General features: G+C 56.8%; 14 protein-coding genes and 1 tRNA gene. 6 read left to right on the top strand and 9 right to left on the bottom strand.

What is annotated here, in order from left to right; translation table 11 throughout:
- Window positions 1-50: 50 nt before the first annotated feature.
- Both LKO31_RS12730 and LKO31_RS12725 read left to right on the top strand, forming a co-directional pair.
- Entirely contained in the window at window positions 51-1376 is a 1326-nt protein-coding gene (locus LKO31_RS12730; protein WP_227690936.1) for an MFS transporter, read from the top strand.
- Between the two features lie 220 nt (window positions 1377-1596).
- Window positions 1597-3366 (top strand): tetratricopeptide repeat protein, encoded by a 1770-nt coding sequence (locus LKO31_RS12725; protein WP_227690935.1) that lies wholly within the window; start codon window positions 1597-1599, stop codon window positions 3364-3366.
- A 402-nt stretch (window positions 3367-3768) separates the two neighbouring features.
- On the opposite strand, the gene LKO31_RS12720 is transcribed toward LKO31_RS12725, so the two are convergent.
- Window positions 3769-3845, bottom strand: a tRNA-Met gene (locus LKO31_RS12720).
- Window positions 3846-4057: 212 nt separating this feature from the next.
- Between LKO31_RS12720 and LKO31_RS12715 the strand changes: the two genes are divergently transcribed.
- Window positions 4058-5197 (top strand): pyridoxal phosphate-dependent aminotransferase, encoded by a 1140-nt coding sequence (locus tag LKO31_RS12715; RefSeq protein WP_227690934.1) that lies wholly within the window; start codon window positions 4058-4060, stop codon window positions 5195-5197.
- 28 nt (window positions 5198-5225) lie between these two features.
- Here LKO31_RS12715 and LKO31_RS12710 read toward each other — a convergent pair whose 3' ends face one another.
- The 7 genes from LKO31_RS12710 to LKO31_RS12680 all read right to left on the bottom strand — a co-directional run bounded on the left by LKO31_RS12710 (window position 5226) and on the right by LKO31_RS12680 (window position 12142).
- Window positions 5226-5684, bottom strand: coding sequence for a 2'-5' RNA ligase family protein (locus LKO31_RS12710; protein WP_227690933.1), 459 nt, complete (start codon window positions 5682-5684; stop codon window positions 5226-5228).
- A 259-nt stretch (window positions 5685-5943) separates the two neighbouring features.
- Complete coding sequence (locus LKO31_RS12705) at window positions 5944-6693, bottom strand: alpha/beta fold hydrolase (RefSeq protein ID WP_227690932.1); 750 nt, start codon at window positions 6691-6693, stop codon at window positions 5944-5946.
- Between the two features lie 43 nt (window positions 6694-6736).
- Entirely contained in the window at window positions 6737-7669 is a 933-nt protein-coding gene (gene mltG / locus LKO31_RS12700) for an endolytic transglycosylase MltG (RefSeq protein WP_227690931.1), read from the bottom strand.
- Window positions 7670-7672: 3 nt separating this feature from the next.
- Window positions 7673-8932: a beta-ketoacyl-ACP synthase II gene (gene fabF, locus LKO31_RS12695; protein ID WP_227690930.1), complete on the bottom strand. Its 1260-nt coding sequence runs from the start codon at window positions 8930-8932 to the stop codon at window positions 7673-7675.
- A gap of 172 nt (window positions 8933-9104) precedes the next feature.
- A complete protein-coding gene (locus LKO31_RS12690) occupies window positions 9105-9341 on the bottom strand; it encodes an acyl carrier protein (protein WP_184100156.1) in 237 nt (78 codons plus the stop codon).
- A gap of 217 nt (window positions 9342-9558) precedes the next feature.
- Window positions 9559-11484 carry a tetratricopeptide repeat protein gene (locus LKO31_RS12685; RefSeq protein ID WP_227690929.1) on the bottom strand — a complete coding sequence of 642 codons (1926 nt, stop codon included), beginning with the start codon at window positions 11482-11484 and terminating at the stop codon, window positions 9559-9561.
- 139 nt (window positions 11485-11623) lie between these two features.
- A complete protein-coding gene (locus LKO31_RS12680; protein ID WP_227690928.1) occupies window positions 11624-12142 on the bottom strand; it encodes a DUF3617 domain-containing protein in 519 nt (172 codons plus the stop codon).
- A gap of 87 nt (window positions 12143-12229) precedes the next feature.
- Here LKO31_RS12680 and uvrB point away from each other — a divergent pair, with 87 nt between their 5' ends.
- The 3 genes from uvrB (at window position 12230) to LKO31_RS12665 (ending at window position 16847) form a co-directional block, all read left to right on the top strand.
- A complete protein-coding gene (uvrB, locus tag LKO31_RS12675; RefSeq protein ID WP_227690927.1) occupies window positions 12230-14413 on the top strand; it encodes an excinuclease ABC subunit UvrB in 2184 nt (727 codons plus the stop codon).
- A gap of 130 nt (window positions 14414-14543) precedes the next feature.
- Window positions 14544-16064 carry a S10 family peptidase gene (locus LKO31_RS12670; protein WP_227690926.1) on the top strand — a complete coding sequence of 507 codons (1521 nt, stop codon included), beginning with the start codon at window positions 14544-14546 and terminating at the stop codon, window positions 16062-16064.
- Window positions 16065-16148: 84 nt separating this feature from the next.
- A complete protein-coding gene (locus tag LKO31_RS12665) occupies window positions 16149-16847 on the top strand; it encodes an NRDE family protein (protein WP_227690925.1) in 699 nt (232 codons plus the stop codon).
- A 38-nt stretch (window positions 16848-16885) separates the two neighbouring features.
- Here the strand turns inward: LKO31_RS12665 and infC are convergent, their stop codons facing one another.
- A complete protein-coding gene (infC, locus tag LKO31_RS12660) occupies window positions 16886-17422 on the bottom strand; it encodes a translation initiation factor IF-3 (protein ID WP_227690924.1) in 537 nt (178 codons plus the stop codon).
- Between the last annotated feature and the right edge of the window lie 160 nt (window positions 17423-17582).

The raw sequence follows: 17582 nt of genomic DNA, 5'->3' as shown, positions 1-17582 counted from the left end.
AATACGACTCGCGCCATATTCTGGCCGCTAGATTCAGGACCACATATATCATGGCCGCAGATACTGTGCCCACTATCCAGGACGAACGGGACGCTAACAAGATGCATGGCCACAGCCATGCTATTGCGCCGTCCGAAATCGCCATTGGCGTTATCATTGGGCGAACGTCGGAATTTTTCGATTTCTTCGTTTATGCCATTGCATCTGTGCTGATCTTTCCTCAGCTCATTTTTCCTTATATGGACCCGCTGCAAGGCACGCTGGCATCTTTTGCCATTTTCTCGCTTGCCTTTATCGCCCGCCCCTTTGGCACCGCGATCTTCACTTATGTTGACCGCGCATATGGGCGCGGCGCCAAGCTTACGATTGCGCTGTTCATGCTGGGCGGCGCAACCGCCGCGATTTCATTCCTGCCAGGCCATGCCTCGATTGGCGGCTGGGCTGCCATTCTGCTGGCGACCTTCCGTATCCTGCAAGGCATTGCGCTCGGCGGTTCGTGGGACGGCCTCGCTTCCTTGCTCGCGGTCAACGCGCCCGCCCATAAGCGCGGCTGGTACGCCATGATCCCACAGCTTGGCGCACCGCTGGGCCTGATCGTGGCCAGCTTGCTGTTCCTGTTCCTAATCTCTGCCCTTCCAGCGCAAGATTTTCTGAATTGGGGCTGGCGCTATCCCTTCTTCGTGGCCTTTGCCATCAACGTTGTTGCCCTGTTCGCCCGTCTGCGCATCGTGGTAACGCCCGAATATTCAGCGCTTTTCGAAGCCCGCGAATTGGAAGTTGCCCCGCTCAGCGAAACCATCCGCACCAACTGGAAAATCATTGTCTTCGGTGCCTTCGCGCCCTTGGCAAGCTTTGCGATGTTCCACATGGTCACCGTTTATCCGCTGTCGTGGGTGTATCTCTACACCGATGAAAGCCCTGCTCGCTTCTTGATGATCGAAACCATCGCTGCCGCCATCGGTGTCGTGGCCATCATCGCATCGGGCGTGCTGGCTGACCGCTTCGGTCGCCGTACCGTGCTGGGTGCCACGGCCGCCGCCATCGCGGTATTCAGCGCCTTCGCTCCCACCATGTTGGATGCGGGCGAGTCTGGCGAAGCCATGTTCATGATCGCTGGCTTCATCATCTTGGGTCTGGCCTTTGGTCAGGCGTCGGGCGCTTTGTCGAACAATTTCGTGCTGCGTCACCGCTATACCGCATCGGCCCTGACGTCCGATTTGGCATGGCTATTCGGTGCAGGCTTCGCGCCGTTCATCGCCCTGTGGCTGTCCAGCCAATATGGCTTGCTGGCCGCTGGTGGTTACCTGCTGTCCGGCGCGGTCGGTACGTTGGTCGCCCTGTGGCTGAACCGCAATCTGGCTAGCACCATCGATTGATAAACCGATCCTAGGATCACCAAGGCCCGCCAGCGACACGGTCACTGGCGGGCCTTTTTCATTCCGACAGATGCCCGATCGGCATTCAAAAAATCGGAAAAAACACTAAAAATCCGAAAAGAAAATCCAATACTCGCATCATTGCGACATGATTTACTTCATGATAATATTATCCACATCCCAAGATGCTTTTTAGTAAATGCGGACAAGCGGGTGATATATGATCAATGCTATAAAAAGCATCATCGTCATCAGTATCGGACTGACGTCAACTAGCTTTTCAGCCATCCCTCGCCAGCCGATGCCGACGCGCCCTCCCCCGCTCATCGAACTCGTCTCCGCTCCTTTATGCGGCGCAAGGCGCGGTGCGGCGGGGCCGCCCGCTGTCCTTGCGTTTGCCGCAACATTTGCCGAACCGGCCGCCGATATGCGCCCCATCCCCCTTTACCCCGACCTTATAAAATCGTCATTTCCGGTCACAACATCCAATGACCAAGCACGGCGTTATTTTCACCAAGGGCTGATGCTCAGCTATGGTTTTAACCACGCTGGTGCTGTCCGATCCTTTCGCCAAGCCCAACGCCTAGACCCCAATTGCGCCGCATGTTGGTGGGGCGAAGCCGTGGCCTTGGGTCCCAATATCAACGCGGCGATGGATGACCGCGACCGCGCTGCCGCGCTTCACGCGATGGACCGCGCCATGATGCTGCGCCAATATGCGTCACCGATGGAGATTGGGCTAATCGAGGCTGCCGCCCACCGCTATTCGCGGCAGCCAAATACAGACCGCGCCTTGCTCGATGCCCAATATGCCGATGCCATGATCGCCCTCGCGCATCACTTTCCACAAGATGATGATATAGCCGTTCTGGCCGCCGAAGCCGCCATGGACACCAGCCCGTGGAATTATTGGCAAAGTGATAAAAAGACCCCCGTCGGGCGAAGCGCCGATGCGATCCGTTTGGTGGACATGGTGATGGCGCGTAACCCCAGCCATGTTCAGGCGGGGCACCTTGCAATCCACCTTTATGAAGCCAGCGACCCCGCCCGCGCAGAAGCGGCGGCGGATCGGCTATCACGCGGCGCACCTTCCAGCGCGGCCCATCTGGTCCATATGCCCACGCATATTTATCAGGCGCGTGGCCGCTATGCCGATTCCATTCGCGTCAACAGCGCGGCCGCGCGGGCGGACGAAGCCTTTATCCGCAGCGCCGGCGATCATGGCCTCGTGCGTTATGGCTATTACCCCCACAATGTTCATTTCATTGTGACGTCGGCCCAACTGGCTGGCGATATGGACAGGGCAATCCAAGAAGCGGCCCGCCTCCGCCTGTTGCTCGACGTCGAAACGTCTGGGAAAATAGCGTGGATACAGGCGATTGATGCTGCACCCTATATGGCCATGGCACAATTTGCGGAACCCAGTGCCATTTTGGCGATGCCCGAACCAGATCGGCGACTGCCCTATGCGGCGGCCATTCGCCACTATGCCCGCGCAATTGCCTATGCCCAGCAACAAGACCGCGCAGCATTCAACCAAGAGATTTCCGCCATGCACGCGCTCGCGCAATCCGGCGCCTTCACCGACATGATCGCGCAAGACATGCCAGCCACAGACCTGCTGACGCTCGCCGAAGCGGCCGCCCGCGGTCGCTTTGCTGCCCTTGCGGGTGATTATGCACAGGCCGAGCATTTTTATCGCGCCGCCATCGCGGTCGAAGACAGCCTGCCCTATCAAGAACCCGCCTATTGGTATTATCCGGTGCGCCAATCCTTGGGCGCGGCCCAATTTCTTGACCAGCGATATGCCGAAGCCGCCGCGACATTCGACGACATCTTGCGGCGTACTCCGCATAATGGCTGGGCGCTCTATGGATTGACGATGAGCAAAGCGGCAACTGGCGATATGGTGGGCGCAGCCACCGCATCCACGGCCTTTACGCAAGCGTGGCTCGGCAACCCCAACTGGCTGAAAATGAATCGACTGTAGTCACCGCAACTCCGCTCACCGCGCCGCGATCTCCATTTCAACAAATGACGGGAACTGCTTTCCGAATTTGGGCCTCCAACAGGGCCAGCGCTGAAGAACAATTTAGGCTCGCCATGGACGGCGAGCGGCCTTGGCAGCGCGTGTCAAAAAGCCAAGAACAAAGCTCGCATCAGTGTCCATCTGCATGTCCTTCGCGGAACATGCGTGACGCATCTTGGCGTGAAGTGTGCGATGAGAAAATTGCCGGGTTGGCCAGTCGCTCGAAACGGTTCGTGAAATCCGGCGGAGGCATGTCGACGAGTTGACCGTTATTTCGGCACCGTCGGAACGTCTAAGTGTAAAAACAACTGTAAAAATGGATTATTACCACTTTGCAAAACAACGCTAAGCCATTGAAAACCATGGTAGCGGAGGAGGGACTCGAACCCCCGACACGCGGATTATGATTCCGCTGCTCTAACCAACTGAGCTACTCCGCCACGCTTCGTCGTGGTGAGGCGCGTTTAGGTTTGTCGGCGATAAGTGTCAACACGCTTTTTTACGCTTTTCGGAAACTGGATCGATATTTTTTCCCTTTTCTGCCAATAGGCTATTTCCCTCGCGTTGTTTCCATGGCCATAAGCGCCAAAGTTCATCGCCTATATTTTGTGATGGGCAGCCCCTGCCCCGTAAAAATTCGAAAGTTCCGCACATGGTTGCACAGGTCGCCCCCTTCCACGCCATCAGCCTCAGCCGCCTTGCCCAAGAGCTTAAAGCGCAGGGCCAAAGCATTATTCATATGGAATTTGGACAACCGTCCACTGGCGCACCCCAAGCAGCCATCGCCGCCGCGCATCAAATTTTGGACAATGACCCCATGGGATATTGGGAGAGTTCGCCGCTGAAAGCACGCATCGCGCGCCATTACCAAGAGCGCTATGGCGTCAGCATCACAGCGGAACAAGTGATCCTGACCTGCGGAGCATCGCCAGCCCTTGTCTTGGCCTTGAACAGCATTTTGCCCGTTGGCGCACGCGTGGCTTTTGCGCGGCCTGGCTATGTCGCCTATCGCAACACGGTGAAGGCGCTGCATATGGAAGCCGTGGAAATCGGTTGCGGGCCAGAGGTTCGCTATCAATTAACCGCCGATGCGGTCGCCGCCATTCAGCCTGCGCCCGATGCGATCATCATCGCGAGCCCCGCCAATCCCACTGGGACGATCATCGAGCGCGAGGAATTGGCCAAAATCGTCGCCTATTGCACCCAGCACGGCATTCATATCATATCGGACGAAATCTACCACGGCCTCAGCTATGGCGCCGCAACGCACAGCGTTTTGGAATTTGCGCCCGACGCCTTGGTCATCAACAGCTTTTCCAAATATTTCAGCATGGCTGGCTGGCGCTTGGGGTGGCTGATCGCTCCGCTTCAGCATATAGATGCCGCCCACGCCCGAATGAGCAACCTGTTCCTAACCCCGCCAGTCCTCAGTCAACATGCCGGACTGATTGCATTTGAATGCAGCGACGAACTGGACGGCCATGTTGATAATTATCACACCAACCGCGGCTTGTTGCTGGCCGCCATGCCGCAATTGGGCTTGAAAACCATCGCCCCGCCGGATGGCGCTTTTTATATCTATGCCGATATCAGCCACTTGTCGCAGGACAGCCTGAGCTTTTGTGAAACGCTATTGCGCGAAACGGGCGTGGCAACTGCGCCGGGTTTGGATTTCGATCCGGTCGACGGGCATCACTTCATACGTTTCAGCTTTGCGGTATCCACCCCCCTGATCAACGAGGCCATCGCCCGCATGGTGCCATGGTTCGCGCAGCAACCCCATATGGCTTAAGGCTCCAGTCACCAATCCCACCACCCCATCAGCCGCCCCGCAAGCCTCCTCGGAACGCCGCTTGAAATGCCGGCTCCCACGGCCCATCGCGATAGTGATGGGCCTCCAACCCCACAATATCCAGTTGATGCGCTTGAAAATCGCGCCGTAATTCGCGCTGCAACGCCGCCGCCTGATGACGACTCACCTTATTTTGAACGGTGATATGCAAGCGCGGTTCCCCCCGGTCCTGCGCGCTCACCATGCCGTGAAAATGCTCCGCAATATGTGCGCGAATATCTAGCAATTCGGGGCTGCGGATGAAAAATGCCGTGCCGGTCCCCAAATCCATGACACGCTCAACATAGGCCTTTGGCGGTGCCATTTGGGCCACCATTTGGCGAATCAGCGATAATAATTCTGCCAATATGGACGGGGGCAAATGGTGAAACAGCGTGATATGAGCCCCCACCTGCTGTCGATGCTGCGGATAATATAATCGCCGCATGTCATCATAGCGTCGCTTTTGTGCCGCACCTAGCATCCCCGTAAGAATGATAGGTGCGGCACCAGTAGCCCGGACGGGAGGGGGGGGTGTCCGGCCTACTGAAGGCGAAAAAAGCGAAACACGGCGGATCATGGCGTCCCGACTCTGCATTCAGAGCCGCCGCTCGATCTTGCTTGCGCGGCGTTTAAAGGAATGAACGTTAACATCAAATCGAATTACCCGCTTAGTAAGATCATTTTGAACGATTTCCTCTAAGATATTACAAAAACGCCCAGAAGTCTTTAATTACATGGGCAAATTCTCGGGCTCGCGCGGCAATGCCCCAATGTCCCACATTGGGCACGACCGCCAAAGGCGTGCCTGTTTGCTCGCTATACCGCTCAGCTACAGCCAAAGGCACATAGGGGTCATGCTCCCCCCAAACCAACATCCCAGGCGGCGGGTCCAAATTCATTCCCAACGCCCAATCCTGTGCAAAGCTCAGGCCGGACGCCGAACGATAAAGTTTTAAGATCGCGGACCGCTTGTCCGGAAGGCTCCACTGCTGGGCTTCTTCGGCGGCGACATCAGCGGGCACCCCTTCCGCCCGCAACATCGCTTCAATCCGTTTGGGCGCCGTCATCTTCATGAACAATTCGCCCAATAGCGGCGTGCTCCAAATGCGGGCGATACGGTGCCCACGATATTGGGCCTCGATAACGGCGTTGCTGACGATCCAAGACCGGAATAAATCGGGCCGCAGCATGGCAGCACGCTGAACGATCAACGCGCCCCAATCATGCCCCACCACGTCCACCGGACCAAATTGACGATATATCGATTCCAGCTCGCCAATCAGCCATTCAACATAGCGGTCTTTATGCGGTGTAAATCCGGCGGGCAGCGCAGCGTCAAATCCGGGCAATGCAGGCGCAAAGACACGCCGCGATGGCAATTCCAAAGCTTGTATTAACGGCCGCCAAATCGCCGGACTGTCCGGCACCCCATGCAAGAATAATTTGGGAACCATCGCCCTCTCCCCCTTTTACGGAATGGGGGCATGATCCCGCCCCTCACATTTCGCCGCGTCCTCGCCTTAGCGCATACCATTTCTGAACGTTGCGATTATGTTCACTCAAAGTGCGAGCAAATATATGGCTGCCATCACCTTGTGCGACAAAATAGAGGTAATCATTCGCCTCGGGGTCTAGCACCGCTGCCAAACTGTCACGGCCCGGATTGGCGATTGGCCCCTTGGGCAGGCCCGCCATGCTATAGGTATTATAGCCGTTCACCGCCTGAATTTCGGATTTCAAAATTCGGCGGCCCAGCGGCTTTCCCTTGGTAATGGGATAGATGATGGTCGGGTCGGCCTGCAGCCGCATCCCAATGGCCAAGCGGTTGGTATAAACACCCGCCACGGTGCGGCGCTCGGCGGGAACCGATGTTTCTTTTTCGACAATCGAGGCCAGCGTCAGGGCGGCGTTGCGGTCCTTCACCGCGCTACGCGCCGTGCGGGTGGCCCATAATTTGTCAAATTCGCGGTCCATCGCCGCCTGCATCCGCTTCAGTACGGCTTCGCGGGCTTCGCCCTTGGTATAAGCATAGCTGTCGGGCAGCACGCTACCCTCGGCGGGGATGTCCACTTTGCCAGACAATTCCTCATTGGCCATCAATCGCTCATAGACCATGATCGACGGCATTCCTTCGGGTACCGTCACCATGCGCAGCACGACATCGCCGTCCTGCATCATCTTGACGATATCGCCCGCGCTCATTCCAGCCTTAATGGCATATTCGCCAGGCTTAATCGGCGCGTCACCGCCAAACAGGCGCAACTGTGTGCGAAAAGCGGATGAGGAAATCACGCCCGCTTCTTCCAAGATGGTTCCTGCACGGGCCACACTGGCCCCTGCAGGAATGACAATCGTCGCATCTTCTGGCGCTGTTTCCGCACAACCGGCCAACAACAAGGCCGCAGCAGCGGACAGCAACCAGCGTTTCATGGCTTAATCAACAGCCTTCATGACCAAGCTGGCGTTCGTGCCACCAAAGCCAAAGCTGTTGTTCAGCACCGCACGCACGGCGCGCTTTTTCGCAACATGCGGAACCAAGTCCACACCGTCCGTGCCTTCATCGGGATTGTCGAGGTTCAGCGTTGGCGGCACGATTTGATCGCGCAGCGCGAGGATGCAGAAAATCGCTTCGACAGCGCCTGCACCGCCCAGCAAGTGACCAATCGCCGACTTGGTCGAGCTCATGGAAACATTGCCAATGGCATCACCGAACAAACGCTTCACAGCGCCCAATTCGATGGTGTCCGCCATGGTCGACGTGCCATGCGCGTTGATATAGTCGATATCCGACGGGGTCATGCCCGCCTTCTTCAACGCCATTTCCATCGAACGATAGGCACCATAGCCTTCGGGGTGCGGCGCGGTGACATGATATGCATCGCCCGACAAGCCATAGCCTACCACTTCGGCGTAAATTGTCGCGCCGCGGGCCTTGGCGTGTTCATATTCTTCCAGCACCAGCACGCCAGCGCCTTCGCCCATCACAAAGCCATCACGGTCCTTGTCATAGGGACGGCTGGCCTTTTCTGGGGCGTCGTTGCTGGTCATATTCAGCGCACGGGCCTGAGCGAAACCAGCGATACCAATGGGGCAAATGGTCGATTCCGCGCCGCCCGCCAGCATGATGTCGGCGTCATCGTCGCGGATCATACGGGCTGCGTCACCAATAGAGTGCGCGCCAGTCGAACAGGCCGTAACGACCGCATGGTTGGGGCCCATCAGGCCATATTTAATCGACACCTGACCCGAAATCAGATTGATCAAACGGCCATGGACAAAGTGCGGGCTGACACGGCCTGGGCCTTTTTCGGCCAATACCAAGCTTTCGCTTTCAATGCCCGGCAAGCCGCCGATGCCCGACCCGATGGAACAACCAGCACGCAGTTTTTGCGCTTCGGTCATTTCGGTCAAACCCGCATCTTCCAACGCTTGGCCCGCCGCATCAATGCCGTAAACGATAAAAGGATCGACCTGACGCTGAACCTTATGGTCCACGCGCTTCATGGGGTCGAAACCATATTCATGGTCAGCAGGCTTTACTTCGCACGCGATGGTGCATTTTTGGCCAGATGTATCAAAACGGGTAATTTGACCCGCACCGGATTTCCCAGCGATCAGATTGGCCCAAGCGGTTTCTACATCGCAACCAAGCGGGGTTACCAAACCCAGTCCTGTCACCACAACGCGGCGCATAAATATTCCTTTCGTCGTCCCCTGCCCTGGCGGGTTCCGGCATCTTCACTGTGAGGCGTGATCACATAAAAAAGGCTTCCCGACCCTTACGCGCACACGCTCGGGGCCGGAAAGCCGGAATCACGTAGACGGTGAAACACCGTCCCATCCGGCATCGCCGGACTGGGCCAAATTAGCCCTTATTCGCTTCGATATAATCGATCGCATCCTTAACGGTCGCGATCTTTTCTGCTGCATCGTCAGGAATTTCTACGCCGAATTCTTCTTCGAACGCCATCACCAGTTCAACGATGTCGAGGCTGTCTGCGCCCAGATCGTCGATGAAGCTTGCTTCTTCGGTGACCTTCTCGGCTTCAACGCCCAGATGTTCGACGACGATCTTTTTAACCTTTTCGGCCGAATCGCTCATGTACAGTTCCTTTTTCCTGACTGTCGCGTGAATATGTGGAATCGCCCTAGTGTCCAGCAACGTAGCTGGCAAGAGGGAGCCGACGTGCGAACAGCCACGCACCATATCGGCGGCAACCAAAGTGACGAAATATTTCGCACCTCAGCAGGCCTTTTCCGTAAATCATACGAAAAAACAGATACGCCGTTTTTCAACGCCAGCACCTGTCCTTCGACGTTCAATCTCCGGTGCGGAGAGGAACCACACCAGCATCTCGTAGCATCATCGCTTCCCGCCGGACCATAATATCCGCAACGCGAAAATGACGAAGCACGTCTTCTGCCCTAGCATTTTCAGACATTCCTGCAAGGGCAATCAGGCGATTCCATGCCGTTTCCGCATTCGTTTTCAGGCCCAATTGCCCATAAGCCACCGCTTGAATGACATAATAATGGGCTTCGACCGCCTCGACATTCGTCAATCCATCCAACTGCTCCAGCGCCTCTTGCGGCTTGCTCTTCTCTAGCAAAACTAGGGACCGCGCGACCATCGCAATGGCCGGAAAGGCTGGATCCAGCATCAAGGCCCGCGTCGACAAACGCTGCGCTTCATCCTTTCGTCCACAAAATTGATATAGGATTGCCAAACGGCTCAGCATATCGCTGTCCAGCCCATTTCCTTCTTCGGCACGGCGGGCCATCGCCATCCCCTCGTTGCATTGCCCGAGGATGAAATATGCGCGTGCCCTTGCAAATGCTGCGGCCGAACTGCTGGGGTCGGCAGCATAGGCCGCGACGGCTTGCCGCGTGCCTTTCTCAAGATATTCCTTGACCTTGTCGGCGTGATTGCTGTGCATAGCTTGATTATAAAGCATATAAGATTGCGCTGATAACATCATGGGATCACGGGGTCTTTTTTTCAACCCTTGGTCCAAACATGCGGCAATTTTATCAAAACCATCTTGCTGTCTTGAAACGCGCATTCGCTGAAATTGGGCCAGACACGGGAACCCCTTGCGATAATCATCAGCCAACTGGCCCGTCTGGTCCCGAACGATGACACCGTAATTTCCTGCTATTTGCGAAATGGCGGGGTCCAGAGCGGGAAAGTCCGGCGCATTTGCCCTTTTCAGCAAGAAACGACGTGACCAAATGCTGCGCTGATCCGCCAAGCGATACACCATCACCACCGCATCCATTTGGCCTTCATCGGCAGGGGTCAACATGACGTCGATCAGATAATCCACATCACCGCCGCCCTGCTCGCCATGTCCGCCCTGTCCACCGCGCAGCGACAGCATTTCAAAACGGCGCGCCCCGTCGCGTATGCGCGCCGCAACAGCCCTCGCCATCGCTGTTGCTGCCGGATCCTGTTCATCGCTCGCGGCCACCCGCACATCGACCAGCGGCAGGGGGACCAAGCCTTTCACAGTTTCCACGGGCCGTTGCCCCGCCCCGCTATGCATCGATTGACCATAATAGCTGGCCAACAGCGCCGCACCGCCGCCAAGCATCGCCGCCAAACAAATGGCGGCCACCATCATGGTCCAGCGTCGCAAGGCATGGGGCTGGGGCAAGACACGGTCCAACCATGACATCAAACGCGCCCATATGCCTTGCGGTGGATCTGGCAAGGCGAGCGCAGGGGCCAATAAAGCCGCCAAAGCGTCATAACCACCCGCAGCAGATAGCGCACCGCGACCCTGCCGCCCCACATCACCCGCACCGCCAACCTCATGATCGGCGGCCCCCTCCCCGCCGTGCAAGGACGGCAAGCTTCCCGCACGTGCCATCGTCGCCCGCGATGGCGGCGCAGCGCGATATTGCACCACCACGTCATAGCTACCTTGCGGGATACGCAAACGGTAAAGCCATGGCTGTTCGCTATAATATCGTTCCAACAATGCCCGCAGACGCCCCACCATCACACGGGGGTAACTGTCGATGGAGGCGTCAAAATCGGATGGACGGCCCAGCGCCTCGGTCGCGATCGCATAGGCTTTGGGCGGGGGTTGATCACCGCGTAAACGATGCCCCACCAAATAGCGCAGCAAACGAGACTGAACGGGAGAGCGGGAAAAAAAGGGGGATGCCAGCAATTGCGACAATTCCTGCCGCAATATGCGCTCGACTTCCGCCCTGCCGTCTGCCCCGTCCATGTTCATAGCCATGCCCTAGTGCCACGCCGGCGCGCTATCCAGCAAAAAGCCCCGCCAACCCAATGATTGGCGGGGCCTTCCACAACATGCTCATCGGCGATTGTCATCTTAGCCGCCAAGGATCATCGCGCCGAAGTGTGCGGATTCAGCCAGCAGCCGGAACCGGCGGCTTCGATTCTGCTGTACAAGCACCCGTATGTTTGGACTTCACGCGCATCACCATTTCCATCTGCTTGCCATCTGGCAACTGGGCTTTGGTGGTGATGGTGATATCCGAACGCTTGCTTTCCAAGGTGCCTTTCATGGCCAGATCGGCCTTTTGACCATTTTGGAGACAGCTTCCCACCACATCAACATTGGCGCCGTTCACGTCTTTCTTGGTCCAGGTGCACTGGCCGCCACCGCCGCCGCTGCTGTCAAGCAGGCTGTCCAAATCGCTTTTCGCGGCTTCTTCAGGGGTCAGGCAGAAATTGGTGTTCGCGGCTGACGCCATCATCTGGGTCATGCCATCCTTCATTTCCGGGGGCATTCCGGGAACGTCCAGCTTGATCAACTCAACCTCATTCACCCAATTGCCCGCTTCGCGCTTTGACGATGCCGCATCCGTGCAACCGGCCAGCAACAAAGCGCCAGCAACGCCGGTCATGAATAATAATTTCTGCATCGAATGCTCCTGTAGAAAAATCGGAAATGAAAAGATTCAAAGCCGCAGTGATTGTAGCCTTCTATCATTCTTCCCATATTACCCAAGATGGCAATTCAGATTCGCACCACTCTTGATGAAGTTGACACCAGCGACACCTATGTGCCGCACCGACCCGCTCGCCCAGAAAAGTCGGATGGTGGCCGCGCCTTTGAACTGATTAGCGATTATGAACCGGCGGGCGACCAACCCCGCGCCATTGCTGATTTAACCGAAGCCGCGCTAGCGGGTGAGCGCGACCAAGTGTTGCTGGGCGTCACAGGATCCGGCAAAACCTATACCATGGCGCAGGTCATCCACCGGCTGCAACGCCCTGCCCTTATTCTGGCTCCCAACAAAATTTTGGCTGCCCAACTTTATGGGGAATTTAAAAATTTCTTCCCCAATAATGCCGTCGAATATTTCGTCAGCTATTATGATTATTACCAACCCGAAGCCTATGTCCCCCGCTCGGACACCTATATCGAGAAAGAAAGCTCGGTAAACGAAGCCATTGACCGGATGCGCCATTCGGCCACCCGCGCCTTGCTGGAACGCGATGATGTGATCATCGTCGCCTCTGTATCCTGCCTTTATGGTATCGGGTCGGTCGAAACTTACTCGGCGATGATTTTCGACCTGAAAAAAGGCGCCGTGGCGGACAACCGCGAGATCATCCGAAAATTGGTCGCCTTGCAATATAAGCGCAACGACCAAGCCTTTACGCGTGGCACCTTTCGGGTGCGCGGCGACAATTTGGAAATTTTCCCGTCCCATTATGAAGACATGGCATGGCGTGTCAGCTTCTTTGGCGATGAGATTGATGAAATTACAGAATTTGACCCGCTGACCGGCAAAAAAATCGCCAATCTCAACAGCGTGCGCATCTATGCCAACAGCCACTATGTCACCCCCGGACCCACGCTGAAACAAGCATCCGAAGCCATCCGCCATGAACTAGCCGAGCGGCTGAAGGAATTAAACGCCGAAAATAAGCTGCTCGAGGCGCAGCGGTTAGAGCAGCGCACCAATTTCGACCTCGAAATGATCGCGGCCACCGGAAGCTGTGCGGGCATTGAAAATTACAGCCGCTTTTTGACGGGCCGCTTACCCGGTGAACCCCCGCCGACCTTGTTCGAATATCTGCCTGATAATGCATTGTTATTTGTGGACGAAAGCCACCAAACCATTCCGCAAATCGGCGCGATGTCCAAGGGCGATCACCGCCGCAAAATCACGCTGGCCGAATATGGTTTCCGCCTGCCCAGTTGCATCGACAACCGCCCGTTGCGCTTTGCCGAATGGGACGCCATGCGCCCGCAAACGGTCAGCGTCTCTGCCACCCCCGGCACATGGGAAATGGAGCAAACACAAGGCGTCTTTGCTGAACAGGTCATTCGTCCCACTGGATTGATCGACCCGCCCGTCATCATCCGCCCTGTCGAAGAGCAAGTGGATGATTTGATCGCCGAAGCCAAAGCGACGGCAGCCAAGGGATATCGCACCCTTGTCACCACCCTCACCAAACGCATGGCAGAGGATTTGACCGAATATCTACACGAAGCGGGCTTAAGCGTGCGTTATATGCACAGCGATGTCGAAACGCTGGAACGTATTGAAATTATTCGCGACCTGCGCCTTGGGGTGTTCGACGTTTTGGTCGGCATCAACCTACTGCGCGAGGGGTTGGACATTCCCGAATGCGGCTTGGTCGGCATTTTGGACGCCGACAAAGAAGGCTTCTTGCGCAGCGAAACCAGCCTTGTGCAAACCATTGGCCGCGCGGCGCGCAACGTCGATGGCCGCGTGATCCTTTATGCCGACCGCATCACCGGCAGCATGCAGCGCGCCATGGCCGAAACCGACCGCCGCCGTGCCAAACAAGTCGCCTATAACGAAGAACATGGCATCACGCCGGCCAGCGTGAAAAAGCAAATTGGCGACATTATCGCCCATGTCGCATCGCAGGACGGCGTCACCATTGATCTGGGCGACGACAAACCAGACCATATGGTTGGTCATAACCTACGCGCCTATATCACGGATTTAGAACAGAAAATGCGCGCCGCCGCAGCCGATCTGGAATTTGAAGAAGCGGGCCGCTTGCGCGACGAAATCCGCCGATTGGAAGCGGACGAGCTGGGCCTTAATGGCGAAGCCCCCAGCCAGCGCCCCCGCGTTGGCCGTTCCAACGAAGGCAAGCCGGGCACCCGCAAGGGCCGCTTTGGCAAGCAAGGCCGAACCCGTTTCTGATCCAACAGGCACGGTCTAACCCAACCCTAGCCACCCGTGAAAAAAGTTGCCGCAGAAACCGATTCTGAATTTGCGATCATCACCCAAGCCATAATAGGGTCCGCCACAAATCCAAATGTGGAGGATCAGAATGAAATTGGGTCTATCGGCGGCGACACTGGCTTTGGCGATGGCATATTTGCCCGCCCATGCCGCAGCAAAAGACGCGCCGACCAGCAATCAAGCCGCCAGCACGGAAACCAAGTCCAGCGGTGATTACCAACCACAAGTCCGCACCACGCGCCTTAGCGGCTCGTTCGGCGGGCAGCGCATGCAATATAGCGCGACGATTGGCGAAACCGTCATTCGCGGAAAAGACGATAAGGCAGAAGCCGCTGTCGTCACCACCGCTTATATCAAGGAACCCCGCGACCCGAACCGCCCCGTCACCTTTTTGTTCAACGGCGGTCCGGGGTCGGGCAGTGTATGGCTGATGATGGGGGCCTTTGGCCCCAAGCGTGTCGCCATCCCCAGCAACGCCACCGACGATGGCGCGCCGCCCTATCCCATCGTCGACAACCCCGATTCCTTGCTAGATGTCACCGACATTGTGTTCATTGACCCACCGGGCACCGGATTTTCCGTGCTATTGCCCAGCGCAGACCCCGCCAACTATTACGGCGTCACCCAAGATGCCAAATTGGTGGCCGATGTCATCCGCCGCTGGATCAACGACAATGGCCGGTGGAACAGCCCGAAATATTTGGGCGGTGAAAGCTATGGCACCACGCGCAGCGCCGCTGTCGCCCATCAATTGATGAATGTCACCTATAATGATGTGGCGATGAACGGCATTATTTTAATCTCTACCGTGCTCGATTTCGCCGCGGGCGCCGACACCGCTGGAAATGAACTAAGCTATATCACCAATCTGCCCAGCTTTGCGGCCACCGCCCTTTATCATGGCAAGGCCAAGGCCGCGTCCGTTTCGGCCTTTGCCGAAGAAGCCCGCCAATGGGCGATTGGTCCCTATGCCCATGCTTTGTTAAAAGGCCAAAAATTGCAAGGCGAAGAACGGGCCAAAATTCGCCAAACATTGTCGCGCTTTACTGGCCTTAGCGAAGGTTATTTGGAACATAGCGATCTGCGCGTAGAGCCTAGCCGTTTTTACAAAGAATTGCTGCGCGATCGCGGCCTGACGGTTGGCCGGCTGGACAGCCGCTATACCGGAAAAGATTATGACAGCGCGGGTGAACGTCCCGACAATGACCCCAGTTTTTACGGCATTGACGCGGGCTATACAGCCGCCATCAATGCGTGGACGCGGGATACATTGGGATTTAAAACGGACCGCGAATATCAAAGCATTGGCCGTGTGGGCGGGCAATGGGACTGGCGGCTGGGCGGGCGCGATACCAACGCCTATTTAAATGTCGCCCCCTATATTGGGCAGGCTCTGCGCGAAAATTCGGGCTTAAAGGTGCTGGTGGCCCAAGGATATTATGATTTTGCCACGCCCTTTTTCGCCGCAGAATATAGCCTGAGCCGCACCGGCATTCCCCAAGATCGGATCCGCTACACCTATTATGAAAGCGGGCATATGATGTATATTCGCGATCGAGATCGCCAGCAATTGTCGGCGGATGTGCGCGATTTCATTCGCAATCGCTAGGCACTGCCGCGACACCTCACCCCTGCCGTATTTTTCTGTGCGGCAGGGGTTTTCACAGGCAGCAACCCACGCCACAGTGGCATCATGTGTGTTGTTGCTTTGGCGCTGGGCCGCCACCCCAAATACCCCCTCATCCTGATTGGGAATCGGGACGAATTTCACGCCCGCCCCGCTGCGCCCATTTCGCTGTGGACGGACGGCAGCGGCATTATGGCTGGGCGCGACATACAGGCGGGCGGCACATGGTTGGGCGTTCATCCGCCATCAGGCCGCGTGGCGGTGGTGACCAATATACGCGGCGCGCTGCCTGACCCGAACAAAGCATCACGCGGGGCGTTGGTCACCCAAATGCTGACGGGTCACGGCGAATACGCCCATCCGTCCCCCACAATCTTGGATGATTTCAACGCATTTAACCTGATTGTCGCCCAAAGCGGCACGGCGGATATTTTAACCAACCGGCCCAGCCCGCGCATCAGCCGCCTGTCACAGGGCATATTTGCTGTGGCCAATGAACCCATTACCACCGCCTGCCCCCGTGCCTTGCGTCTGCAAGGGGTATTGGAACGCTGCGTCACGGCAGGCACAGACCCCGCCGCTATGCTGGACGATCTGATGCTGGAAAACAGCCCTGCGCTGTTTTTGCGGGGCGATGATTATGGCACCCGTGCATCGACGCTGGTGACCATCGACCAAGACGGCCAGATCGACATGGTGGAACGCCGATATGAAGCGGGCGGCCGCCCCAGTGGAACGACCGCCCTTGCAAGCCAAATGGCCTAAGCTTCATATCAGGGGTTCAAACGCCCCCTATGCGCCGATTATTTCGGCGCAACCACCATCACCATTTGGCGACCTTCGGTGCGCGGATGGGCTTCCACCTTGGCGATATCCGACGTCAGTTCAGCGACGCGTTGCAACACGCCCAAGCCCAATTGCGTATGGCTCATTTCACGGCCACGGAAACGCATGGTCAGCTTGACCTTGTCGCCTTCCTCAAGGAAATCGTGAACCTTTTTCATTTTCACTTCGAAATCATGATCGTCGATATTCGGACGCATCTTGATTTCTTTGATTTCTTGGGTCTTTTGCGACTTGCGTGCGGCATTGGCCTTTTTCTGGGCCTCATATTTGAACTTGCCGACATCAAGGAATTTGCAAACCGGCGGATCAGCGTTCGGCGATACTTCCACCAAATCCAATCCCACTTCCGCTGCCTGTTCAATGGCTTCTGCGGTCAACATCACACCCAGATTTTCGCCTTCGTCGTCGATCACGCGGACCTTCGGCGAAGCGATAAATTCATTGTAGCGTGGGCCGTTCTTGGGCGGCAGGGGCGCCATAGAGCGGCGGGACATTGGCGGGCGTATAGCTCGATCTCCTCATCATTATGACAGATAATGCGTGCTTTTGCTGACACGCACGCAGCGCACATATAATGCCCACACCCCCAAGGTAAAGGGTATGTATGCATTAAAGGCGCTGCTTTTTAACAGATTGTGGCGCTTACGTCACGTA

The sequence above is a fragment of the Sphingopyxis yananensis genome (assembly GCF_020687785.1).
Classification (GTDB): domain Bacteria; phylum Pseudomonadota; class Alphaproteobacteria; order Sphingomonadales; family Sphingomonadaceae; genus Sphingopyxis; species Sphingopyxis yananensis.
Note: the sequence above shows the minus strand (reverse complement) of the source record. Positions and strands in the feature narration are given on the sequence as shown.